The sequence below is a fragment of the Bacillus sp. SM2101 genome (assembly GCF_018588585.1).
Lineage (GTDB): Bacteria > Bacillota > Bacilli > Bacillales > SM2101 > Nanhaiella > Nanhaiella sioensis.
This window is the reverse complement of the sequence record NZ_JAEUFG010000001.1, coordinates 105,637-127,217: the sequence shown is the minus strand read 5'-3', so window position 1 is coordinate 127,217 and position 21,581 is coordinate 105,637. Positions and strand designations below refer to the sequence as shown.

Genomic DNA, 21,581 nt, shown 5'->3' with positions numbered 1-21,581 from the left:
TTTAACGTGAATTTCTAGTGCGAAAACAACCACCAAGTGCAATAACACTACATTTATAAAATTGTTATAGCTTTACTATGAATGACGAAAGGAAAGAGTTGGATGAACGGGAGTCGTCATGTAATTATTATCACTGATGGAGACGAATACGCTTTGAGAACAATAGAATACATTGCAACGGAAATAGGTGGTAGGTGTATTTCGAGATCCTTCGGTAATCCAACCAAGTTATCTGGTCCTGAAATTGTTCAATATATTTTACATGCTAAACATGACCCTGTCTTTGTCATGTTTGATGACAGTGGATACATTGGTGAAGGTAGTGGGGAAACGGCGTTACAATATGTTGTTAATCATAAAAAAATTAATGTATTGGGAATTATCGCAGTTGCTGCTAAAACCAACTTTACTGAATGGACGAAAGTTGATGTGTGCATCGATAATACAGGAGAACTTACACAATTCGGAGTAGACAAATATGGAGTGAAAGAGTGGGAGGTTGGACGAATCAATGGTGACACAGTGTACTGTTTAGATCACTTGAAAGTCCCAATCGTTGTGGGAATAGGAGATATAGGGAAAATGGCGATGCAAGATCATATTAAATATGGATCACCTATTACACGTAAAGCAGTCGCCCTTATTTTAGAAAGGAGTGGATTTTATGACAACTTCAAAAAAGAATAAAATTCCTATATCAGCTTCACCATCAGAAAATGAGGAATTTTTCAAAACACATTTGGGACTAGAAACAACCTACGATATAGGTGTGAAAAAGATCAAAATATTAAACAAGGATGTCCATATTTATTTCGTAGCTGCAATATGTGAAACTGCTACGATTATGCAGCTCTTAACTGTGCTTATTGAAATTAATGATAGAGAAAGGCAATCCTCAAAAATAAAACAAATCATTGAGAATCGTCTAGTTCACCAACAGGTAAAAGAGGTGGACAATCTAGATGAAGCAGTAGATCAATTGTTAGCTGGCTTAATCTTTGTTGTCATTGAAGGCGAAACAAGTGGGTTTATCGTTGATGTTAGAGGTTATCCAGGCAGAACCCCAGAAGAGCCTGATACAGAAAAGGTTGTTCGTGGAGCACGGGATGGCTTTGTAGAGATGATGGTCGTAAATACGGCTTTAATAAGAAGACGTATACGTGATGAGAGGATTCGCTTTGAAGTTATACAAGTTGGTGAACGTTCCAAGACGGATATATGTATTGCGTATATTAAAGACATTGCTGAACCTGGCTTAATAGAAGTTATTAAAAAAGAGATTAATGAGATCGAAATAGATGGATTAACAATGGCAGATAAAACAATCGAAGAGTTTTTAGTCGCACAAGGATTTAATCCTTATCCACGTGTGCGTTATACAGAAAGGCCAGATATAGCAGCTACTCACTTACTTGAAGGGCATGTCCTTGTATTGGTAGATACTTCACCTAGTGTGATCATTACACCTACGACATTTTTCCATCATGTTCAACACGTAGAAGAATATCGTCAATCACCAGCAATAGGTACGTTCATCAGGTGGGTGCGTTTTTTAGGGATCGCTGCATCTATTTTTCTATTACCATTATGGTTGCTTTTTGTACTTGAACCATCGTTAATTCCTGAAAAAATATCCTATATCGGCCCTGAGGAAAAATCGAACATACCAATTATTATTCAAATCATTATCGCTGATCTCGGAATCGAATTCTTAAGGCTAGCTTCCATACATACGCCTACTGCTCTATCAACTGCTATGGCTCTAATTGCAGCGGTTTTAATTGGTCAAATTGCTATAGATGTAGGCTTGTTCGTTCCAGAGGTTATTTTTTATGTTGCAATAGCAACAATTGGATCTTTCGTAACCCCGAGCTATGAATTAAGTATTGCCAATAAATTATCTAGACTAGTTCTCATTGTCGTTGTAGCAATATTTCATTTGCCCGGTCTATTGATTGGTTCGACCGTCTATTTATTATTTCTTATCCAAATGCGTTCCTTAAATACACCTTATTTATGGCCGTTTATCCCGTTTAACCCAGGTGCTTTTCTTCAAATCTTAATTCGGAGATCTGTCCCTGGTTCACGTGTTAGACCAAGTATTGTGCATCCACAAAATAGAATAAAACAGCAGAAATAGTGGATAAAACTGTGATGAAGATAAGATGAATATAAACACCTTCTTGTGATAAGAACCCACCGCTTGGTTTAGATTATTCTGTGTCTATATGCTTTTCTTGTAATCATCTATTGCGTGCTAGTGGAACTTGTGATAATGTAGTTTTAATTATTTTTAGAATGAAGTAGAGAAAATGAGGGAGTGCAATGTTTTTTCACGGTACTAGTCGAGTTAATAATGAGGGGCATCTAGAAATTGGTGGAGTCGATTCAATTGAATTGGCTAAGCAGTATGGTACCCCCCTGTATATTTATGATGTTGATTTAATACGCAAAAGAGCATCAGCATTTAAAGATACATTCACAACTTTAGAAGTCGAAGGTCAAGTTGCATACGCCAGTAAAGCATTTTCTTCGATAGCTATGATACAGTTAGCAGAAGAAGAAGGGTTATCATTAGATGTTGTTTCAGGTGGAGAATTATATACAGCTCTTCAAGCAGGATTTCCTGTTGATCGTATTCATTTTCATGGAAATAATAAAAGCGTACATGAGCTTGAAATGGCAGTACAACATAACATAGGGTGTATTGTCATCGATAATTTTCATGAATTAACGATGTTACAGGAAATTTGTCTAGCCAAATCAACGAAAATAAACGTTCTTTTGCGAGTAACACCAGGAATTGAAGCACATACACATGATTATATCTTAACTGGGCAAGAGGATTCAAAATTTGGCTTTGATTTACTAAGCGGCCAAGCAGATGAGGCACTAAAACAAGTAACACAATCAGATATGCTTACGATGTTAGGTGTGCATTGTCATATAGGTTCACAAATTTTTGAAACGACTGGCTTTTTACTAGCAGCTAAGAAGTTATTTCAAAAATTACATGATTGGTATAACGAGTATAATTATACTGCTCAAGTGTTAAATTTAGGCGGTGGCTTTGGAATTAGGTACACAGACGAAGATGATCCTATTCCGGCTGATCAATATGTAAAAGAAATTGTTAAAGAAGTTAAAAAATTGGCTTTGCAGTTTAATATGTCTGTACCAGAAATATGGATCGAACCAGGTAGATCTCTAGTTGGTGATGCTGGGACAACAATTTACTCTATTGGCTCTCAAAAAACTGTGCCAAATGTTCGTCATTATGTAGCAATTGATGGTGGGATGAGTGATAACCTTCGTCCGGCATTATATCAAGCAAAATATGAAGCAGCTATAGCTAATAGAATATTAGCTGAAAATGAAGAGGTCGTATCTATTTCTGGAAAATGTTGTGAAAGTGGAGATATGCTCATTTGGGATATTGATCTTCCAACTATTCAAAACGAAGATTATTTAGCAGTTTTTTGTACAGGTGCATACGGGTATTCGATGGCGAATAATTACAATCGTCTACCTCGCCCGGCGGTTGTTTTTGTAGAGAATGGTGAAGCACAATTAGTTATTAAAAGGGAAAGCTATGAAGATATGGTTAAATTAGATATTCCGATGAAAATGAGGGTTAATAAATAACAATAACAACAAAAGGAGGTATGGCAAATAACTTTTTGCCATACCTCCTTTATTATGGAGTTAATATGATTTATTTATCTGTAGGTAAGGTATTACTAAGGGATTAGAGCGTCTACGCATATCTCCAACCACTACCCGGCATACCACTACCAGGCATACCACTACCAGGCATACCACCGCCCGGCATACCGCCACCCGGCATACCACCGCCCGGCATACCACCACCAGGCATACCGCCGCCCGGCATACCACCGCCCGGCATACCACCACCAGGCATACCGCCGCCCGGCATACCACTACCAGGCATACCACCGCCCGGCACACCGCCGCCCGGCATACCACCGCCCGGCATACCGCCACCCGGCATACCGCCGCCCGGCATACCACTACCCGGCATACCGCCACCCGGCATACCGCCGCCCGGCATACCGCCGCCCGGCATACCGCCGCCCGGCATACTGCCACCCGGCATACCGCCACCCGGCATACCACCGCCCGGCATACCACCGCCCGGCATACCGCCACCCGGCATACCGCCACCAGTAATCCAATCATCTAATATTTGACCAATGCCAGATGGCCATTGGTATTGAGTAGTATCCATAGGGGGATAGGACAATTGACCTCCACTAGGTTGGTACCTATAATGTGGGTGAAAAGTATTAAAGTACATATGTCTCGATCCTTTCTCTTAGTATAGATATTTGTCTCGGTTTAATATATGTATCTTAAATGGCAGTGTATAGGTATGAGTCTACAACAACTAACATTCTTTATAGATTTATTAATTTGTTTTCACGAAAACTATAGAACAATAAGAAAGTTGATCTTTTTTTCCTAGCTTGTTTTCTCAACGGGTGATTGTTGCTCATCATAAGTAATATTCCAAACGCTTAGTGAGATCGTGACACCTTATCTTCTATAATTCCATAACAATTATTTGAAACTATTTCTAGATGTCCTTTGTTGCTAATGCGATCAAATGAGCAACCTAAAAATGGCTTTATATTGTTAGTCATTATTGTACACAAGAAAAGATGCCACGAATTTTAGTTTTGTACGTGTTTATTGCTTAGTATGAAAAACAACAATCAATACGAAAACAGCCTTTGTTTTTCATTTGCTGAATGTGATAAGATAGATAATGATTTTACATTTGAAGGAGTGCTTTGATTATGAGTAAAAAAGGTTACATATTAATGAATAGCGGAGAAAAGATTGAATTTGAGCTTCATCCTAATGAAGCTCCTAATACAGTTGAAAATTTTGAAAAATTGGCTAATGAAGGCTTTTATAATGGTCTTACATTCCATCGTGTAATCCCTGGATTTGTTTCACAAGGTGGTTGTCCGCAAGGAACTGGAACAGGTGGTCCGGGTTATACGATTAAATGTGAAACTGAAGGTAATCCTCACAAACATGTGCCAGGTGCATTTTCAATGGCTCATGCTGGAAGAGATACAGGAGGAAGTCAATTCTTTATCGTTCACGAAGCTCAATCTCATTTAGATGGCGTTCATACAGTATTTGGTCAAGTTACAAGTGGCTTAGATACAGTTCTAAATATGAAAAATGGGGATGTAATGAAAACTGTAGAAGTTTTTGATGCGGAGTAATTGATGAAACGTAACAAATGGATTGTGTTTATTATCATACTAATAATGAGCATGATTTGGGGATTGATCTACTGGTTATTTATAGCTTAAGCACGTTTCAATATGCAATACTAGAAAATGTGTGTTATAATATTTAAAACTATAAAATTGAATAAGATAATCCTTCGGGGTCGGGTGAAATTCCCAACCGGCGGTGATGAAGCAATTGTTGTTTCTAAGCCCGTGAGCTGTATATATAATTGGTTATATATGGCTGATCTGGTGAAAAACCAGAGCCGACAGTATAGTCTGGATGGGAGAAGGATATGGCGTGAAGTATATGATTTGCTGTAATCATATGCTGATTTTGTCCTGTTTTAGAACAATGGATAAACTCACAAAATATATCGATAACTCTGACCCTAGGTAATTATACCTAGGGTCTATTTGTTAAACATATATTATGGGCTATGAAAACGTATGGCTTATTTGCTACGGAGTTACGTTCATAATATTTCGAATTATGACTATATTCGGTTTAATTCCCCATCTATTTTCCCTTACCCCTTAAGATTTTCTTGTAACCTACATTGTTGGAGGTATCCCATTTTGAATGACCATGATTATATGAGAGTTGCGCTAGACATGGCTAGAAGTACCATTGGCCAAACAAGCCCGAACCCAGTAGTGGGGGCTGTTGTAGTTAATAGAGGACAAATTGTTGGTCTTGGGGCACATTTGAAGGCTGGTGAAGCACATGCAGAAGTACATGCTATAAACATGGCAGGTAATAAAGCAAAAGACGGAACGATTTATGTGACCTTAGAACCATGCAGCCATTTTGGTCAAACACCACCGTGTGTAGATTTATTGATTAGTAGCGGTGTTAACCGTGTAGTAATTGCTTGTGAAGACCCAAATCCGAGTGTAGCAGGTAGAGGTATAAGAAAGTTAGAAGAAGCTGGTTTAAAAGTTGATGTTGGAGTCCTGCAGGATGAAGCTGAGAAATTAAATAAGGTATTCTTTCGTTATATTAAAAACAACATCCCTTTTGTGACGTTAAAAACTGCTATTAGCATGGATGGGAAAATTGCTACACAATCAGGCGAGAGCAAGTGGATTACTGGAGAGGTAGCACGTCATGATGTGCACAAATATCGTCATCGATATGATGCAATTCTAGTTGGGGTGAACACGGTAGTTGCTGATAATCCTTCATTAACGGCAAGGCTTCCGTATGAAACGAAGAATCCTATACGTATTATATTAGATACAAATTTACGAACACCTCTCGACTCAAAAGTGATTACTGATGGTTTAGCACCAACATGGATTGTTGTAGGAGAGGACTGCGCTGATGACGAGATAGCTTGTTATACTTCTCAAATAAATGTTCGAATTATTAAAATGAGGGATAAACGTATTAATATAAAGGATTTATTACGAGTATTAGGAGGTGAAGGGATAACAAGCCTTTTCGTTGAAGGCGGAGGGAAAATAAACACGAGCTTTTTAAAAGCTGATGTTGTTCAGCAATATATTACATATATTGCTCCGAAGCTTATTGGGGGAGAGTGTGCACCTACCTCTTTTAATGGAGAAGGTTTTGATCGTTTGTACGATGTACCGAAACTACAAATCAAGTCAATTGAGCAGCTGGGAGAAGATATTAAACTGATTGCTATTCCAAAAAATAAATAGAAAGTGGTGATGACTTTGTTTACTGGTATTGTTGAGGAAGTTGGAAAAGTAAATCGATTAACCCATTCAATTGATGCAATTGAACTGCAGATTGGTGCTAGAAAAATATTATCTGATATCCAGTTAGGAGATAGTGTAGCGGTTAATGGGGTATGTTTAACCGTTACTTCATTTAATGAATTTGGTTTTGCAGTAGACGTTATGCCAGAAACTATAAAAGCTACTTCATTAAAATTGTTGAAAAATGGATCTTCAGTTAATTTAGAACGAGCCATGTTAGCGAATGGAAGGTTTGGAGGACACTTTGTATCAGGGCATGTTGATGGAGTAGGCGAAATCATTAGTAAGACTCGAAAGGGCAATGCAATCTATTACGTAATTGCGATAGATGAGAAATTGGCTAAATATGTATTACACAAAGGGTCTGTAGCAGTGGATGGGACAAGCTTAACGATATTTGACGTTGCCGATAAGTCTTTTACTATATCAATTATTCCGCATACATTATCTGAAACGATTATAGGTTCAAAAGATGTCGGTGATATCGTCAATTTGGAATGCGACATCATTGGTAAATATATTGAACATTTCCTTTTACAAGGGTCGCAAATTAGCTTGAAAGATAGCCATAGTAAGATAACAAAATCTATGTTAGTTGAAAATGGATTTCTATAAAATGTTAGCTAAGTTTGTTTTAAGGGTTTTTGACCCTCTTCTCTATAGGTGAGATCTTTCAATTAGGCGGTGAAGAGCCTCTAGCTATTTCACCGATATTCAAGTTCACTTGAACGAGTTCACCAATACACTCTCTGTTACTACTGCTAACGTTTATATATACATTTAGATAAAGCCCTTGGGCTGCCACCATGAAAATTTAGAAATAATGGCAAAGATCACAGCCTAGACCAAGGAATAACAATTTCAAGAAGGGTGTGTAAACATGTTCCATACTATTGAAGATGCGATAAAAGATTTAGCTGATGGAAAAATAATCATAGTTTGTGATGACGAAGACCGTGAAAATGAAGGAGATTTTGTTGCTTTAGCTGAAAGAGTAACCCCTGATACAATCAATTTTATGATAAAACATGGACGTGGGCTAGTATGTTCACCAATATCAGAAGAAATAGCTAATAAGCTTCAATTAAATCCAATGGTATTAAATAATACAGATCCACATGGGACAGCTTTTACTATTAGTGTAGATTATAAGACATCAACAACAGGGATAAGTGCATATGAAAGAGCGGAAACAATTAAGCAGCTTTTAAATGAACATTCTAAAGCGAGTGATTTCAAAAGACCTGGGCATATCTTCCCTCTTATCGCTAAAAAGGGCGGTGTGCTTAGGAGGGCGGGGCATACTGAAGCAGCTGTAGATTTAGCTAACTTAGCTGGGGCTGCCCCGGCAGCGGTTATATGTGAAATAATGAAGGAAGATGGCTCAATGGCACGAGTACCTGACCTAGCTATTGTTGCTGATCAATTCAATTTAAAGATGATAACAATTAAAGATTTAATTAAATATCGTAATCAAAAAGAAAAGTTAGTTAATAGAGAGGTAGAGGTTCTACTACCAACTGAATTTGGTGAATTTAAAACAATTGGATACACCAATGAAATCGATAGCAAAGACCATATTGCATTAGTGAAAGGTAATATTTCTCCAGATCATCCGACTCTCGTTAGAGTGCATTCCGAATGTTTAACAGGTGATGTTTTTGGCTCATTCCGTTGCGATTGTGGTCCACAATTACATGCAGCACTAACACAAATAGAAAAAGAAGGTAATGGCGTTTTATTATATATGCGTCAAGAAGGAAGAGGCATCGGTTTACTTAATAAGCTTCGAGCCTACAAGCTTCAAGAGGCAGGGTATGATACTGTGGAGGCGAATGAAGAGTTAGGATTTGAACCTGACCTAAGAGAGTATGGAATTGGTGCACAAATTTTAAAGGATTTAGGAGTACGTAAAATGAAATTACTTACAAATAATCCACGGAAAATAGCGGGTTTGGAAGGGTATGATTTGGAAGTAATTGAACGTATCCCTATCCAAATGCCTACTAAAAAGCAAAACGAGGCTTATTTAAAGACTAAAAATAACAAGCTAGGACATCTTCTCAATATGTAACGAAAGACCATTAAGGCAATGTTGTTACCATAATAAATTAGAGTTTTGAAATTAAATAATATTTTTCCACCTTAATAAATAAGAAAAAATAATCAAAAAAACTACATTATTATAAATACACGGGAGGTATGTTCTATGATTTATGAAGGGAATTTGATAGGAACTAACTTAAAAATAGGTATTGTCGTTGCGAGGTTTAATGAATTTATTACAAGTAAACTTCTTGGTGGGGCACTTGATGGACTAAAGCGTCACGGCGTAAATGAAGAACAAATAGATGTTGCGTGGGTGCCAGGTGCCTTTGAAATTCCTTTATTCGCAAGAAAAATGGCTGAAACGAATAAATATGATGCAGTCATTACTTTAGGGGCTGTCATAAGGGGAGCGACCACTCATTATGATTATGTTTGTAATGAAGTAGCAAAAGGAATTTCGGCTGCAGGAATTTCGACAGGTTTACCGATTATATTTGGTGTGATTACGACAGAAAATATTGAACAAGCAATCGAAAGAGCCGGAACAAAAGCTGGTAATAAAGGGTGGGAAGCAGCATTGTCTGCTATTGAATCTGCAAATTTATCTCGAGAAATTGTTAAAAACTTTGACGAATAGGTTTAAAAACCTATACAAAATGTATATAATGGTTTGTTAGAATGTATATTTACTCTCTTATAAAAAGAAAAGATTCATAATTACAATCGAACTTTACTTTATTAAGAAGTGTTCAAATTAGGAAAAAGGACTGTGAAAAACTGGTATATATAGCCTAGAGTAATAGTGACTTGTATGTTTGTAATGTTCATGAGGCTGAAATAAGGGTCTACGAGGTTATTTGACAGCCCAATTTCCAAAAGTTTTGAACTCCTTCTTTAAGTGAGTGTTCAATAATAATGAGGGATATTATATGTTAATTCGATACAAAAAGAATTATGAAAAAATTGCAATGGGACTTCTTTCATTCATGCCAAATGAAAAAGACTTAAAAAAGTTGCAGCAAACCATTAAACAATATGAAGAAGATAAGGATAAACAATTATTCCTTTGGAAGGAAGAAGATATTATAGGATTGATCGGTGTGATTCAATCTCCAGAAAAAGGAATAGTTGTGCAGCATATTAGTGTTAATCCATCCCATCGCTATCAAGGGCTTGGGAAAAGAATGGTTGAAGATTTAGCAAAACTATTTCCAAATGATCAATTGCAGCCTACCTCTGAAACTGCTTCATTTATAGAAAAATGTAATATCGATCATTAAATACAGCCATACAACCTTTGTTGTCTCTTTGAAAGGCTCTATTCGTAAACTTGTCGTTTTACGCAAAAGTCATCGTTTGATAAAAGAAAAGATACCCCGAGTGTTAATGATTTTCGTGTTTAGCTCTTATTACAAAAAACAACAATCAGTGCTAAAACAACCTTTGTAAATACAAATTGTTATGTTGGCTATGAAACTTAATTCAATGCATAAAGTGAGAAAACAGCCTAAATTAAAGAAACGCACTAATATAGTGCTTTCTTTTTTATATAGGCTGTTTTTGAATTAAAAGCTTTAACACATATGCATTTATTAATTATTCAAAAAGAGCCTCTATTTTTTTTCTTTCTTTTGGCTAATTGATTAGCTCTTTCTTTAATAACTTCGGTACGATCACGTAAAGTATGTTTATTAATAAGGAAATTATTAGTTAAATCGCTGTTTTTTTCCCATGTCAAGTCTTTTTCATTACATGCATTTTTACATGTAGTTAACAATGATTCATCTTGAATTGGTAAATTAATACTTATATAAGGCTCGTTAGCTATAATAGCATTCAGTTGCGTCTGTAAAGTTGTCAGTAGTGTTTTTTGGTTTATACCTAGCTTTTCGACAGTATCTTTTTGAGCTTCTAAGATAGCAATAGCGTTTGCTATCATTTTTTGAGCACCTTTGAAATTACCTCTTCGATGATGATATAATCCGACAGCAATTTGAATGAACCCAACCCAAACTATATCATTGTCTGTTTGTTTCCAATACTCTTCGAGAACTTCATGGCATTCAAAATAATCACGATCCCCATGGAAATACACTAAATAATCTATATAAGCTTTTGGATACAAGAATTTATCACTCCCTATTTATAAAAGTATCTCACCATTTTTTTGTTAATAGTGTATCATAGAATGTAGCAAAAGCACTGTATAAAAGAGTATTGGATAAAATTTTAGTTTGTTCTATACTATACGTTAGTGTTAAGCTATATAAATACTGAATGAAGTATGATATGTTGGTGGGATGAAAGTGCAATATAATGTGAAAATTGATGCTTTTGAAGGACCGCTTGATCTTTTATTGCATTTGATTAATCGATTAGAAATAGATATTTATGATATACCAGTAGCAAAAATCACAGAACAATATATGTTCTATATTCATACAATGCAAGAGTTACAGCTAGATGTGGCTAGTGAGTATTTAGTTATGGCTGCTACTCTATTGGCAATCAAGAGTAAGATGCTGCTTCCTAAACATGAAGAGGAATTGTTCGATGAGGATGTTGATATCGATATTACCGAAGATCCTCGAGAGGAGTTAATCAATCGCTTAATTGAATATAGGAAATATAAGGAAGCTGCGACAGACTTAAAGGAATTAGAAGCTGAACGTAGCAAAGTCTTTACTAAAGCACCAAGTGATGTAAATGAATTTGTAAAAGATACTAAGGTAAAAAGCCAGCCACTTGATGTGAACTTATACGATATGCTCGCAGCATTTCAAAAGCTATTACGTAGGAAAAAGCTCCAAAAGCCACTCCATACGAAAATAACTCGTCAAGAAATTCCAATTGAAAAGAGAATGGAAGAAATTATAGAAGAGTTATCGTCAATTAAAGGGAGAAAAAGTTTTTTTGATTTATTTCCCTATGAAGATAAAGGGCACATCGTTGTTACTTTTTTAGCCATTTTAGAATTGATGAGAGAAAATGCGATTAATATTGAACAAGAAAAGAACTTTGATGAAATTTTTTTAGCTAGTAAGGTAAGGTGATTTGGCAATGAACATTGTCGAGTGGAAAGCTGTAGTAGAAGGGCTGTTATTTGTCGCCGGTGATGATGGACTGTCGTTAAAGCAAATAGCGCTAGTTCTTGAAATTGACGAAAATATTGCTCATGACATTATTATTGAATTACAGGAAGAATATAAAAATAACAAACGCGGATTGCTTGTTTCAGAAGTTGCAAATACATACCAACTGACGACAAAGAAAGAACATGCAGCCTTCATAAAAAGGTTGGTAGAGTCTCCTGCGTCAACATCTCTTTCACAAGCTGCATTAGAAACATTAGCCATTGTAGCGTACCGTCAGCCGATTACAAGAACAGAGGTAGAGGAAATTCGTGGTGTGAAAACAGAAAGACCACTACAAACATTAATGGCAAAAGCGTTAATTAAGGAAGTTGGTCGTGTTGAAGGCACTGGGAGAGCTATTCTTTATGGCACAACAAAAGAGTTTCTTGAGTATTTTGGTTTAAGAACTCTTGAAGAGCTCCCGCCATTACCAGAGCAAGTTCAAGAGGAATCCGTACAAGAAGAAGCCGATTTGTTTTTTGAAAAATTTCAAGAAATTGAGTAAATAAGTTAGTCATAAATTCAAGTGTCATAATATACACTCTTTTTTTTGTATGTTAAGATGGAAGTAAAATAACTATTTTTTTACAAGATGTTGACGATTGCACAAATGGGACGGTGGGCTGTATGCTAATAAAAAATTGTATTGGTTATGAGCTTGAAAAGGAGAAGCCAAACACCTCAGAAGACTTTTTTAATCGATCTGAGGTAACATTTGTTGAAGATGGTGAAGAAAGAACATTTCATTTGCTATATATCCGTTATTTTGATGAACGCTTGAGTGAATTTACACCCTACAACAGTGATCCTGTTTTTACAATAGGAGAAAAAGACATCCATTTCAAAGATATTGTAGGATTAATTTGTTTACTAAAAAAACCACAATATCTTTCACGTAAACGCGTATATATAAATAATATTAATGAATTTGTAGAATATTTTAAGGATGTACAATTTGAAAAACTTCCAGAAATATTTCAGTCGATTGAATATAATGAAGGATATAAGGTCGATTCAACGTTATTGTTTAGTTAAGAAATATACTAATAATAATTTGGAGGGCTATGATGGGGAACAGTATCGTACAAACACAAACAGTAGAAGTTGAAGAATTTTTAAGTAAAACAGTCAACACATTATCAACGTATTTGAATGGCATAACTATTCATACACTACTTAAAGAAACTCCAGAAAATCAAGTTTATTTTGAAGATATTTTATCAGAAATTAGAAGATTAGTTGTGTATTGTGAAGAAGGGCTTGAAGCTTGTAGAATTGTATTATCAAATGTTCCATTTCGAAAAGCTGCGGCTGAGAAAACACTTTATAAAATATATCATCAATGTATTGAAGAGTTCTTTTCACCTAAAAAAGATTTATGGTATGAAGATAGTCGTTCAGCTTACACAGGGAATAACTCAATTAGATTTCGAGAAGTTCCCCCATCTTCTATTAAAGAACTGTTAGCATCTTTGGAAAAAGGTTTTCAAACGATTCGAGAAGAACTAGAATATTATGAAACTGATTATCATACAAAAATAATTCAATCAAAATAAGCTTGAGGTGGCAATTGCCACCTCTTTTTTATAGTTAACTTTTCACATTAAGCCTATTTTTGAATACGATATGTTGGAGTAGGAAGGGGTGAATGTGTGAACGATACTAATAACTATAGAAGATATATGAGTGATGTTACACAATGGGGAAAGGATGTTTTAGCCCATTTAAATAAGAGTAATGTTCATAATGTTAGTCTACAAGAAAGGATTCAAAATGTAATCTCAGAGGTCCAAGAAAATCTAAATAGAGATAGAATAATTTTAAAAGAGGAAGCAACACAGATACATGATCAAGTGCTGGTCTTACATCGCGAAGTAGCAAACATACCGCAAAGTGAATATAGTAGGCAATCGTTTAATGATCGTGTTCCTATCGGAGAGCATAAGCTTCCACCGTTGCCATATGACTATAATTCCTTAGAGCCTTATATTTCCGAAGAAATTATGCGTTTACACCATGATAAGCATCACCAAAGCTATGTAGATGGACTTAATAAAGCAGAAAAAATGCTTCTTAAGGCAAGGGAGTCAAATGATTACTCTCTTATTTTACATTGGGAGAGGGAAGCGGCTTTTCATGGATCTGGACATTATTTACACACGATATTTTGGAATAATATGACACCGAATAGTAGCGGAAGTCCTCGAGGGTCGTTATTAAAACAGCTTATTTTAGATTTTGGTAGTCTTGAACAATTTGTTCAGAATTTCACAGCGGCAGCCAAAGCTGTGGAAGGTGTAGGGTGGGCTATCGTTGTATGGTCACCTCGTTCGAGAAGGCTAGCGATTCTACAAACTGAAAAACATCAGTTATATACTCAATGGGATACGATACCAATTATGGTCTTAGATGTTTGGGAACACGCTTATTATTTGCAATATCATAATGACCGTGGGACTTATGTGGATAATTGGTGGAAAGTAGTGAATTGGCATGATATTGATGAACGTTTTGAACATGCGAGAACCTTACGGTGGGATCCGTATTAATTGTAAGTAGCTAAAAATTACAAAGTAAAACATCTTCGAACCTATTACTAAGCGTTTATTGATGGATTGAGTCACTAGCGTTTTTCCGAATTTTTAATCATATAGAAGCCTGTCTTGCATACACTTGTATTAGTCCGGGTTCAATACGAGGATAGGCTTTTTTTTATCCTCTCATAGAAAAATCTCGGGAAAAAGGGACGGGGATTTAATGGTATGCATGAGAAAATGTATGACATTTCTATTAATCATTGTTTTATTATTATCAGTTAATCAACAAGCTGCAGTTGCGAATAATAACGTAAGTGCCAAAAGTGCTATTCTTATTGAACAAGAAACAGGTAGAATCTTATATGGGAAAAATGAGCATACAAAGATGAGAATAGCAAGTATAACAAAGATAATGACTGCTATAATTGCTATTGAGTCTGGAAAACTTGAGGACATAGTGGATATTAGTGAAAGAGCAATATACACTGAGGGGTCGTCCATACATCTCGAGCTAGGTGATCAGATAACATTAAAAGATTTAGTATACGGCTTAATGCTTCGTTCTGGAAACGATGCAGCCGTCGCAATAGCCGAACATGTTGGTGGTAGTGTGGAAGGCTTTAATTTCTTAATGAATGAAAAAGCTGCAATGATTGGTATGACAAACAGTGAGTTCTCGAACCCTCATGGCTTGGACGATCACGAAAATCACTATTCAACTGCGTATGATATGGCATTATTAACAAAATATGCAATGGAAAATAAAGCATTTCGTGAACTGTTCGAGACTAAGCTCTACCATCCAACATATAAAAGTAAAGCATGGAAGAACAAGCATAAGCTAGTGACCGGAATGTATTCTTATACAACTGGTGGTAAAACCGGATATACAAAAAGAGCCAATCGTACTTTAGTGACGACAGCTGAAAAGAATGGCTTAGAACTTATAGCAGTTACTTTAGATTCAAACTCGAATGACTGGAACGACCATATTAGTATGTTTGAAACGGGATTCGACCAATATAATCTTATTAATATATTTGGTCAGGATAATTTGGAAATGGTAAAGGATGAGTTTTATAAAAATAAAATATTTGTGGAAAGAGATGTTCTTTATCCTTTAAATAAAGAAGAAGAAAATGAAGTAAATGTTGCTGTTCAGCTTATAAAGCCTCAAAAATCTTGGAAAAAAAATAAAGACGTTCCAACGATTATAGGTAAAGTAGTCATTAGCCTTAGTGATGATACGATCGAAGAAATTCCTGTTTTTTATGATCATGGGAATAGAAAATCGAAAAAGTCATGGTGGCCAATATTTTCACAAGTGTTTGCTATGATTATTGGAGTAAACTCAGATGGTTAATATTATTTGGGTTCTAATGACAGTCGTTGGCATCGTTTTTTCATTGCTAAATGGAACGATTGAACAGGTCAATGAAGCAATATTTAAAGGTGCTAGAGAAGCGGTGACGATTTGTATTGGACTAATTAGCATTCTCGTGTTCTGGTTAGGGTTAATGAAAATTGCCCAAGAAGCAGGGATGTTAGACAAGCTGGGGAAAATTTTCAAACCACTTGTAAGTAGGCTTTTTCCTGAAGTACCTGCTGATCACCCCGCTATGGGTTACATATTATCAAATATGATGGCAAATATGTTTGGTCTAGGCAATGCCGCCACCCCGATGGGGATAAAAGCAATGGAACAGTTAAAAAAGCTAAACGGTGATAAAGATGTAGCTAGCCGTTCAATGATAACTTTTTTAGCAATCAATACATCTAGCCTTACGCTAATTCCAACTACCATTATTGCTATACGAATCACTTATGAATCTTCAAAACCAACTGAAATTGTCGGGACAACCTTAATTGCCACCTTCTTTTCAACTATTTGTGCAATTTTAATTGACCGCTATTTTTATTATAGAAGGTTAAGAAGGGGTGGGAAATGATATGGCCACACTTACATTAGTATCTTTATGGTTCATCCCTTTTCTTATTTGTTTTATCTTAATAGTTGCTACAGTAAAAAAAGTCCCAACGTATGAAGTTTTTGTTGAAGGTGGTAAGGAAGGGATCAAAATTGCATTTTCAATCATTCCATTTTTAGTAGGGATGCTTGTATCAATATCGATTTTTCGGGCATCAGGAGCGTTGGATTATTTTATAGGGATGATGAGGCCATTATTAGAAGGGATAGGTGTACCAGCTGAAATTATTCCCCTCGCAATAATGAGGCCGATTTCTGGAACTGCAGCATTAGGAATGACCTCAGACTTAATTGGCACGTATGGACCAGACTCTTTTATTGGAAGATTAGCTTCGACGTTACAAGGAAGTACCGATACAACTCTATACGTGCTCACAGTATATTTTGGAGCAGTAGGAATTAAGAAAATGGGCGATGCATTAAAGGTTGGTCTGCTTGCTGATTTATGTGGCATCATCGCGGCAATCATCGTTGTAACAATCATTTTTGCTAATTAAGGCGCATCTCAATAGAGTAGCGCCTTATTTTTTTTATTCTGAAAACTTGTGAAAAGATGTTCAAACAAGTAAGATGTTATCGAGGTGAATTTTAATATGGAACGACTACAAAAAGTAATTGCACAAGCAGGAGTTGCTTCTAGGCGAAAAGCAGAGCAATTAATTTTAGATGGAAAAGTACGTGTAAATAATAGCACAGTTAAGGAGCTTGGAACGAAAGTTAGCTCACATGATAAAGTTGAAGTGAATGGGATTCCGATTGAGCGTGAAGAACCTGTTTATTATTTACTATATAAACCAAGAGGTGTTATTTCCAGTGTATCAGATGAAAAACAAAGAAAAGTTGTCACAGACTTTTTTCCTCATCTAAAACAACGTATATATCCTATTGGACGCTTGGATTATGATACATCAGGGTTATTGTTGCTAACAAATGATGGTGACTTTGCAAATATATTAATGCATCCTAAATACGAGATCGAGAAAGAGTATGTTGCAAAAATAAAGGGTATTCCTACTCGTGAAAATGTGAAAAAGCTTGAGAAGGGGATTCGTCTAGATGACGGAGTAACTTTACCGGCAAAAGTGAAAGTTAAGTCAATTGATAAGAAGAAAAATACTTCAATCGTGCAAATTATTATTAGGGAAGGTCGAAATAGACAAGTTCGGAGAATGCTAACGGCGATCGGTCATGATGTAATGAAGTTAAAACGTGAAAAATATGCCTTTTTAGACTTGAAAGGGTTAAATACGGGGGATGCACGTGAGCTTTCTCCTCATGAGGTGAAACAGCTACGCTCGGTAGCGAAGACTGGTAATAAAAAAAATATTTATTAAGTTTATGAATCTGTCACACAACATTCAAAATGTAAACACTGTGAAAAACTTATTTAGTGATATAATGTGGAGTGGATTATACTAGGTAAGTGAATGAGCAAGATACAGGGGGATTTTATATCGTCCCTAGGAGGGGGATTGGGATCATGAAAAAACAGCAACGGTTAATTATGCGAACGGTCATTTTAGTTGTATTGTTGGCGGCCCTTGGATATGCCCTATACTCAAATATATTTATGACAAAGGAAGCGGTTGCAAAGGGAGATCAAGCGCCAGACTTTGTGTTAACAGATTTGGAAGGCAATACTCATCGATTGTCCGATTACAAAGGCCAAGGGGTATTTTTGAATTTTTGGGGGACATGGTGTAAACCGTGTGAACTTGAAATGCCCTACATGAATAATCAATATCAATATTTTAAAGATAAAGGCGTAGAAATCATTGCAGTTGATATTGATGAGTCTGAATTTAGCGTGAAGAAATTCGTCGACAAACACGGATTAACATTTCCAGTTGTAATTGATGAAGACAGCCAAGTGATGAATGCATATGACGTTGGGAATTTGCCAACAACTTTTTTAATAGACAAAGATGGAAAAGTTGTTGATATTGTAAACAAAACCATGAGTGAAAGTGATGTTAAACAATACATGGAAAGCATCATGCCATAGGGAGTTAGAGAAATGGAAAACGTTAAGTGTGAATGTGGACACGTAAATCCGCATGGAACGGTTTTATGTGAGTCCTGTGGAAGGCAGATTGATAATGTTAATAATGAAGAGCAAAAGCAAGTTGATATGCGCTATGATGGTAGCGCAAGGCGTTCACAAACATATAACAAAACGGTAATTGATAAAATATGGAATTTCTTTTCTTCTGTAAAAGTTGGTGTTTGGTTAATAGTTATTACTTTAATAGCTTCAGCATTTGGAACGATTTATCCGCAATTAATGTATATACCGAATACAGCTAAGGCTGATCCAGCAGCATACTATGAATCTCAGTATGGGGTGACAGGAAAATTATATTACGAATTAGGCTTTCATGAGTTATACGGCTCATGGTGGTATTTAATCTTAATAGGGAGTATCGGTATTTCTCTCGTTATATGTAGTTTAGATCGAGTGATTCCATTATATCGTGCATTAAAAAAACAAGGTATTTCAAGACATCATAGTTTTTTAAAAAGACAAAGGCTTTATAGTGAATCTCAACTAAAAGGTAGTGAAAATTCGTTAGCTACAGTGAGAGAGAAGCTATTAAAGAAAAGGTATAATGTCCGTGAAGAAAATGGTAATATTCTTGCTGAAAAGGGCAGGTTCTCACGGTGGGGGCCTTATGTAAATCATGTTGGACTCATCATTTTTTTAATAGGTGTACTCGTTCGATCGGTACCAGGGGTCTATATTGATAAGTCATTATGGATGCGTGATGGAGAGACTAATGAAATCCCAGGTACGTATGGAAAATATTATTTACAAAGTCATGGCTTTAAGTTAGATGTCTATGAAAAAGACTCTGAAAAAGATGTTTTTGAAGATGCGTTAGCGAAAATTGGCGATGGGGTGTTAGCAAAAAACTATCAAACTGATGTTACGTTATATGAGCGTGTTGGTGATTTTATTCCAGGTGCGGAACCGGAGCTTAAAAAAATCAAGGATTTTGCTATCCGTGTGAACGAACCTTTAAAATATGACCATTATGCGTTATACCAGGCAGACTTTAAATTAAATGAATTTCGTGAAATGTCCTTTAAATTAATAGAAAAAGAAAATGAGGATGTAAGCCTGGGTGAATTAACGATAGACCTTCATAACCCCCAGGAAGAGTATGATTTGGGTGAAGGCTATCAAGTAAAGTTATTGAAATACTTTCCTGATTACTATTTAAATAGTAATGGTGAACCTGATACAAAATTAAAAATACCAAATAATCCTGCTTTTGTATTTGAAATGTATACACCTGATACTCCAGAAGGTGAAAGAAGCTTTGTTGCGATAAGGCAAAATATTGAGCCTAATGGGGATAATCAATATAAGATGGCTTTTTCAGGAATTGAAACGGTGAATGTCTCAGGGCTAACTGTAAGGCGTGATTTTTCATTAGCTATTATAGCCATAGGTGGAGCAATATTTATGATCGGTGTTATCCAAGGGATGTACTGGAATCATCGTCGGATTTGGTTCAAGCGTGAAGGGGATTTGATTTATATTGCAGGACATACGAATAAAAATTGGTTTAGTTTGAAAAAGGACATTACATCAATTATCGAGGGTACTCAGCTCGTCATGCCAGTTGATCAAGTTGAAGATCGTAAGAAGCAGGCAAAGGGGGATTAATATGGCAGAATTAAGTAGTAATTTACTATATATTGCTTTTTTACTATATTTAATTGCAACAGTTTTTTTTGGTGGGACGATAGGCAACAAACGCAGTGATAATAAAAAAAACCGTTGGGCACAAATTGGGATTATTATAACGATCTTAGGGTTTGTGTCACAGCTTGGCTATTTTATTTTGAGGTGGATTGTAGCTGGCCATGCGCCAGTCAGTAACTTATTTGAATTTACTACGTTTTTTGGAATGATGTTAGTCGGCGCATTCATTTTTATATATATTATTTATAAAACTAGTGTACTCGGTTTGTTTACACTCCCAATAGCTATGCTAGTTATTGCATATGCTAGTATGTTTCCAACTGACATTTCTCCTTTAATACCTGCGTTACAAAGTGACTGGTTATACATACATGTTATTACTGTATCAGCAGGTCAAGCAATTCTTGCAGTAAGTTTTGCTGCTGGGTTAATTTATTTAGTTAGATCAGTAGATCAATCGAAGAAAAGTAAACGGACGTTTTGGCTTGAATTAATATTGTATAGCTTAGTAAGCACTATAGGTTTTATTACCATTACTAGTGGGTTTAAGGTTTTAGATTATGAAGCGACATTCTCATATGTTGACAAGAGTGAACAGCCACTTGAGGTTACTTATCAACTTCCAGCTTTAGTTGGACCATATCAAGGGGAGCTTCTTACAGCTGGACGCTTTGAGCCACTAATAAGTATGCCTGCAGTTATCGATGCACAAAAATTAAATACTTTACTATTATCATTAATTACAGGATTAATTATATACGGCATGCTGAGGTTAATACTCAGGAAAAGAATTGGAGCTGCATTGCAGCCTATTGTGAAAAATGTTAACTTAGATCTAGTGGATGAGATAGGTTACCGTGCAGTAACGATTGGGTTTCCAATATTCACATTAGGCGGGCTAATCTTTGCGATGATTTGGGCGCAAATAGCATGGAATCGTTTTTGGGGATGGGATCCAAAAGAGGTATGGGCGCTTATTACTTGGCTCTTTTATGCAGCCTTTTTACATTTAAGACTTTCTAAAGGATGGCACGGTGAAAAATCAGCATGGTTAGCGGTAATTGGTTTTGCCATTATTATGTTTAATCTAGTTGCTGTTAACCTAGTCATTGCAGGATTACATTCATACGCATAATCATAAAGACAGATACGCATAAACCT

23 protein-coding genes and 1 riboswitch are annotated in these 21,581 nt (G+C 36.0%); of the genes, 22 read left to right on the top strand and 1 reads right to left on the bottom strand.

Annotated elements, in window-relative coordinates:
• Nucleotides 1-102: 102 nt before the first annotated feature.
• The 10 genes from spoVAEA (at nucleotide 103) to JM172_RS00630 (ending at nucleotide 10,330) form a co-directional block, all read left to right on the top strand.
• Entirely contained in the window at nucleotides 103-687 is a 585-nt protein-coding gene (gene spoVAEA, locus JM172_RS00675) for a stage V sporulation protein SpoVABEA (protein WP_214480432.1), read from the top strand.
• Nucleotides 665-2,140 (top strand): spore germination protein, encoded by a 1,476-nt coding sequence (locus JM172_RS00670; RefSeq protein ID WP_214480116.1) that lies wholly within the window; start codon nucleotides 665-667, stop codon nucleotides 2,138-2,140. The genes spoVAEA and JM172_RS00670 overlap by 23 nt, the downstream gene beginning before the upstream one ends.
• Nucleotides 2,141-2,325: 185 nt before the next feature.
• Nucleotides 2,326-3,645, top strand: a complete 1,320-nt coding sequence (gene lysA, locus JM172_RS00665) for a diaminopimelate decarboxylase (protein ID WP_214480115.1) — start codon at nucleotides 2,326-2,328, stop codon at nucleotides 3,643-3,645.
• 91 nt (nucleotides 3,646-3,736) lie between these two features.
• Nucleotides 3,737-4,204, top strand: a complete 468-nt coding sequence (locus JM172_RS25365) for a histone H1-like repetitive region-containing protein (protein ID WP_214480431.1) — start codon at nucleotides 3,737-3,739, stop codon at nucleotides 4,202-4,204.
• 616 nt (nucleotides 4,205-4,820) lie between these two features.
• On the top strand, nucleotides 4,821-5,261 hold the full coding sequence (locus JM172_RS00655; RefSeq protein ID WP_214480114.1) for a peptidylprolyl isomerase: 441 nt from the start codon (nucleotides 4,821-4,823) through the stop codon (nucleotides 5,259-5,261).
• Between the two features lie 156 nt (nucleotides 5,262-5,417).
• Nucleotides 5,418-5,569: riboswitch (FMN riboswitch) on the top strand.
• A 280-nt stretch (nucleotides 5,570-5,849) separates the two neighbouring features.
• A complete protein-coding gene (ribD, locus tag JM172_RS00650; protein ID WP_214480113.1) occupies nucleotides 5,850-6,941 on the top strand; it encodes a bifunctional diaminohydroxyphosphoribosylaminopyrimidine deaminase/5-amino-6-(5-phosphoribosylamino)uracil reductase RibD in 1,092 nt (363 codons plus the stop codon).
• Nucleotides 6,942-6,956: 15 nt separating this feature from the next.
• Nucleotides 6,957-7,616: a riboflavin synthase gene (gene ribE / locus JM172_RS00645; protein ID WP_214480430.1), complete on the top strand. Its 660-nt coding sequence runs from the start codon at nucleotides 6,957-6,959 to the stop codon at nucleotides 7,614-7,616.
• A 265-nt stretch (nucleotides 7,617-7,881) separates the two neighbouring features.
• Nucleotides 7,882-9,075 carry a bifunctional 3,4-dihydroxy-2-butanone-4-phosphate synthase/GTP cyclohydrolase II gene (locus JM172_RS00640; RefSeq protein ID WP_214480112.1) on the top strand — a complete coding sequence of 398 codons (1,194 nt, stop codon included), beginning with the start codon at nucleotides 7,882-7,884 and terminating at the stop codon, nucleotides 9,073-9,075.
• A gap of 135 nt (nucleotides 9,076-9,210) precedes the next feature.
• Nucleotides 9,211-9,687, top strand: a complete 477-nt coding sequence (ribH, locus tag JM172_RS00635; RefSeq protein WP_214480111.1) for a 6,7-dimethyl-8-ribityllumazine synthase — start codon at nucleotides 9,211-9,213, stop codon at nucleotides 9,685-9,687.
• Nucleotides 9,688-9,979: 292 nt separating this feature from the next.
• Entirely contained in the window at nucleotides 9,980-10,330 is a 351-nt protein-coding gene (locus JM172_RS00630; RefSeq protein ID WP_214480110.1) for a GNAT family N-acetyltransferase, read from the top strand.
• A gap of 320 nt (nucleotides 10,331-10,650) precedes the next feature.
• Here JM172_RS00630 and JM172_RS00625 read toward each other — a convergent pair whose 3' ends face one another.
• The gene (locus JM172_RS00625; RefSeq protein WP_214480109.1) at nucleotides 10,651-11,175 is read right to left on the bottom strand and encodes a DUF309 domain-containing protein; all 525 of its coding nucleotides are present in this window, start codon (nucleotides 11,173-11,175) and stop codon (nucleotides 10,651-10,653) included.
• A 175-nt stretch (nucleotides 11,176-11,350) separates the two neighbouring features.
• Here JM172_RS00625 and JM172_RS00620 point away from each other — a divergent pair, with 175 nt between their 5' ends.
• The 12 genes from JM172_RS00620 to ccsB all read left to right on the top strand — a co-directional run bounded on the left by JM172_RS00620 (nucleotide 11,351) and on the right by ccsB (nucleotide 21,555).
• Entirely contained in the window at nucleotides 11,351-12,103 is a 753-nt protein-coding gene (locus tag JM172_RS00620) for a segregation/condensation protein A (RefSeq protein ID WP_214480108.1), read from the top strand.
• A 7-nt stretch (nucleotides 12,104-12,110) separates the two neighbouring features.
• Nucleotides 12,111-12,689: an SMC-Scp complex subunit ScpB gene (gene scpB / locus JM172_RS00615; RefSeq protein WP_214480107.1), complete on the top strand. Its 579-nt coding sequence runs from the start codon at nucleotides 12,111-12,113 to the stop codon at nucleotides 12,687-12,689.
• Nucleotides 12,690-12,811: 122 nt separating this feature from the next.
• Nucleotides 12,812-13,219: a hypothetical protein gene (locus JM172_RS00610; RefSeq protein ID WP_214480106.1), complete on the top strand. Its 408-nt coding sequence runs from the start codon at nucleotides 12,812-12,814 to the stop codon at nucleotides 13,217-13,219.
• A gap of 32 nt (nucleotides 13,220-13,251) precedes the next feature.
• Complete coding sequence (locus tag JM172_RS00605; RefSeq protein ID WP_214480105.1) at nucleotides 13,252-13,740, top strand: YpuI family protein; 489 nt, start codon at nucleotides 13,252-13,254, stop codon at nucleotides 13,738-13,740.
• A 96-nt stretch (nucleotides 13,741-13,836) separates the two neighbouring features.
• Nucleotides 13,837-14,733, top strand: coding sequence for a superoxide dismutase (locus tag JM172_RS00600; RefSeq protein WP_352222587.1), 897 nt, complete (start codon nucleotides 13,837-13,839; stop codon nucleotides 14,731-14,733).
• A gap of 208 nt (nucleotides 14,734-14,941) precedes the next feature.
• Nucleotides 14,942-16,084 carry a D-alanyl-D-alanine carboxypeptidase family protein gene (locus JM172_RS00595; protein ID WP_214480104.1) on the top strand — a complete coding sequence of 381 codons (1,143 nt, stop codon included), beginning with the start codon at nucleotides 14,942-14,944 and terminating at the stop codon, nucleotides 16,082-16,084.
• Nucleotides 16,077-16,670: a nucleoside recognition domain-containing protein gene (locus JM172_RS00590; RefSeq protein ID WP_214480103.1), complete on the top strand. Its 594-nt coding sequence runs from the start codon at nucleotides 16,077-16,079 to the stop codon at nucleotides 16,668-16,670. The genes JM172_RS00595 and JM172_RS00590 overlap by 8 nt, the downstream gene beginning before the upstream one ends.
• A 1-nt stretch (nucleotide 16,671) precedes the next feature.
• The gene (locus tag JM172_RS00585; protein ID WP_214480102.1) at nucleotides 16,672-17,205 is read left to right on the top strand and encodes a spore maturation protein; all 534 of its coding nucleotides are present in this window, start codon (nucleotides 16,672-16,674) and stop codon (nucleotides 17,203-17,205) included.
• A gap of 96 nt (nucleotides 17,206-17,301) precedes the next feature.
• On the top strand, nucleotides 17,302-18,042 hold the full coding sequence (locus JM172_RS00580) for a pseudouridine synthase (protein ID WP_214480101.1): 741 nt from the start codon (nucleotides 17,302-17,304) through the stop codon (nucleotides 18,040-18,042).
• A 146-nt stretch (nucleotides 18,043-18,188) separates the two neighbouring features.
• Nucleotides 18,189-18,713, top strand: a complete 525-nt coding sequence (gene resA / locus JM172_RS00575) for a thiol-disulfide oxidoreductase ResA (protein WP_214480100.1) — start codon at nucleotides 18,189-18,191, stop codon at nucleotides 18,711-18,713.
• 12 nt (nucleotides 18,714-18,725) lie between these two features.
• A complete protein-coding gene (gene resB, locus JM172_RS00570) occupies nucleotides 18,726-20,381 on the top strand; it encodes a cytochrome c biogenesis protein ResB (protein ID WP_214480099.1) in 1,656 nt (551 codons plus the stop codon).
• Nucleotide 20,382: 1 nt separating this feature from the next.
• On the top strand, nucleotides 20,383-21,555 hold the full coding sequence (ccsB, locus tag JM172_RS00565; RefSeq protein ID WP_214480098.1) for a c-type cytochrome biogenesis protein CcsB: 1,173 nt from the start codon (nucleotides 20,383-20,385) through the stop codon (nucleotides 21,553-21,555).
• Nucleotides 21,556-21,581: the final 26 nt, after the last annotated feature.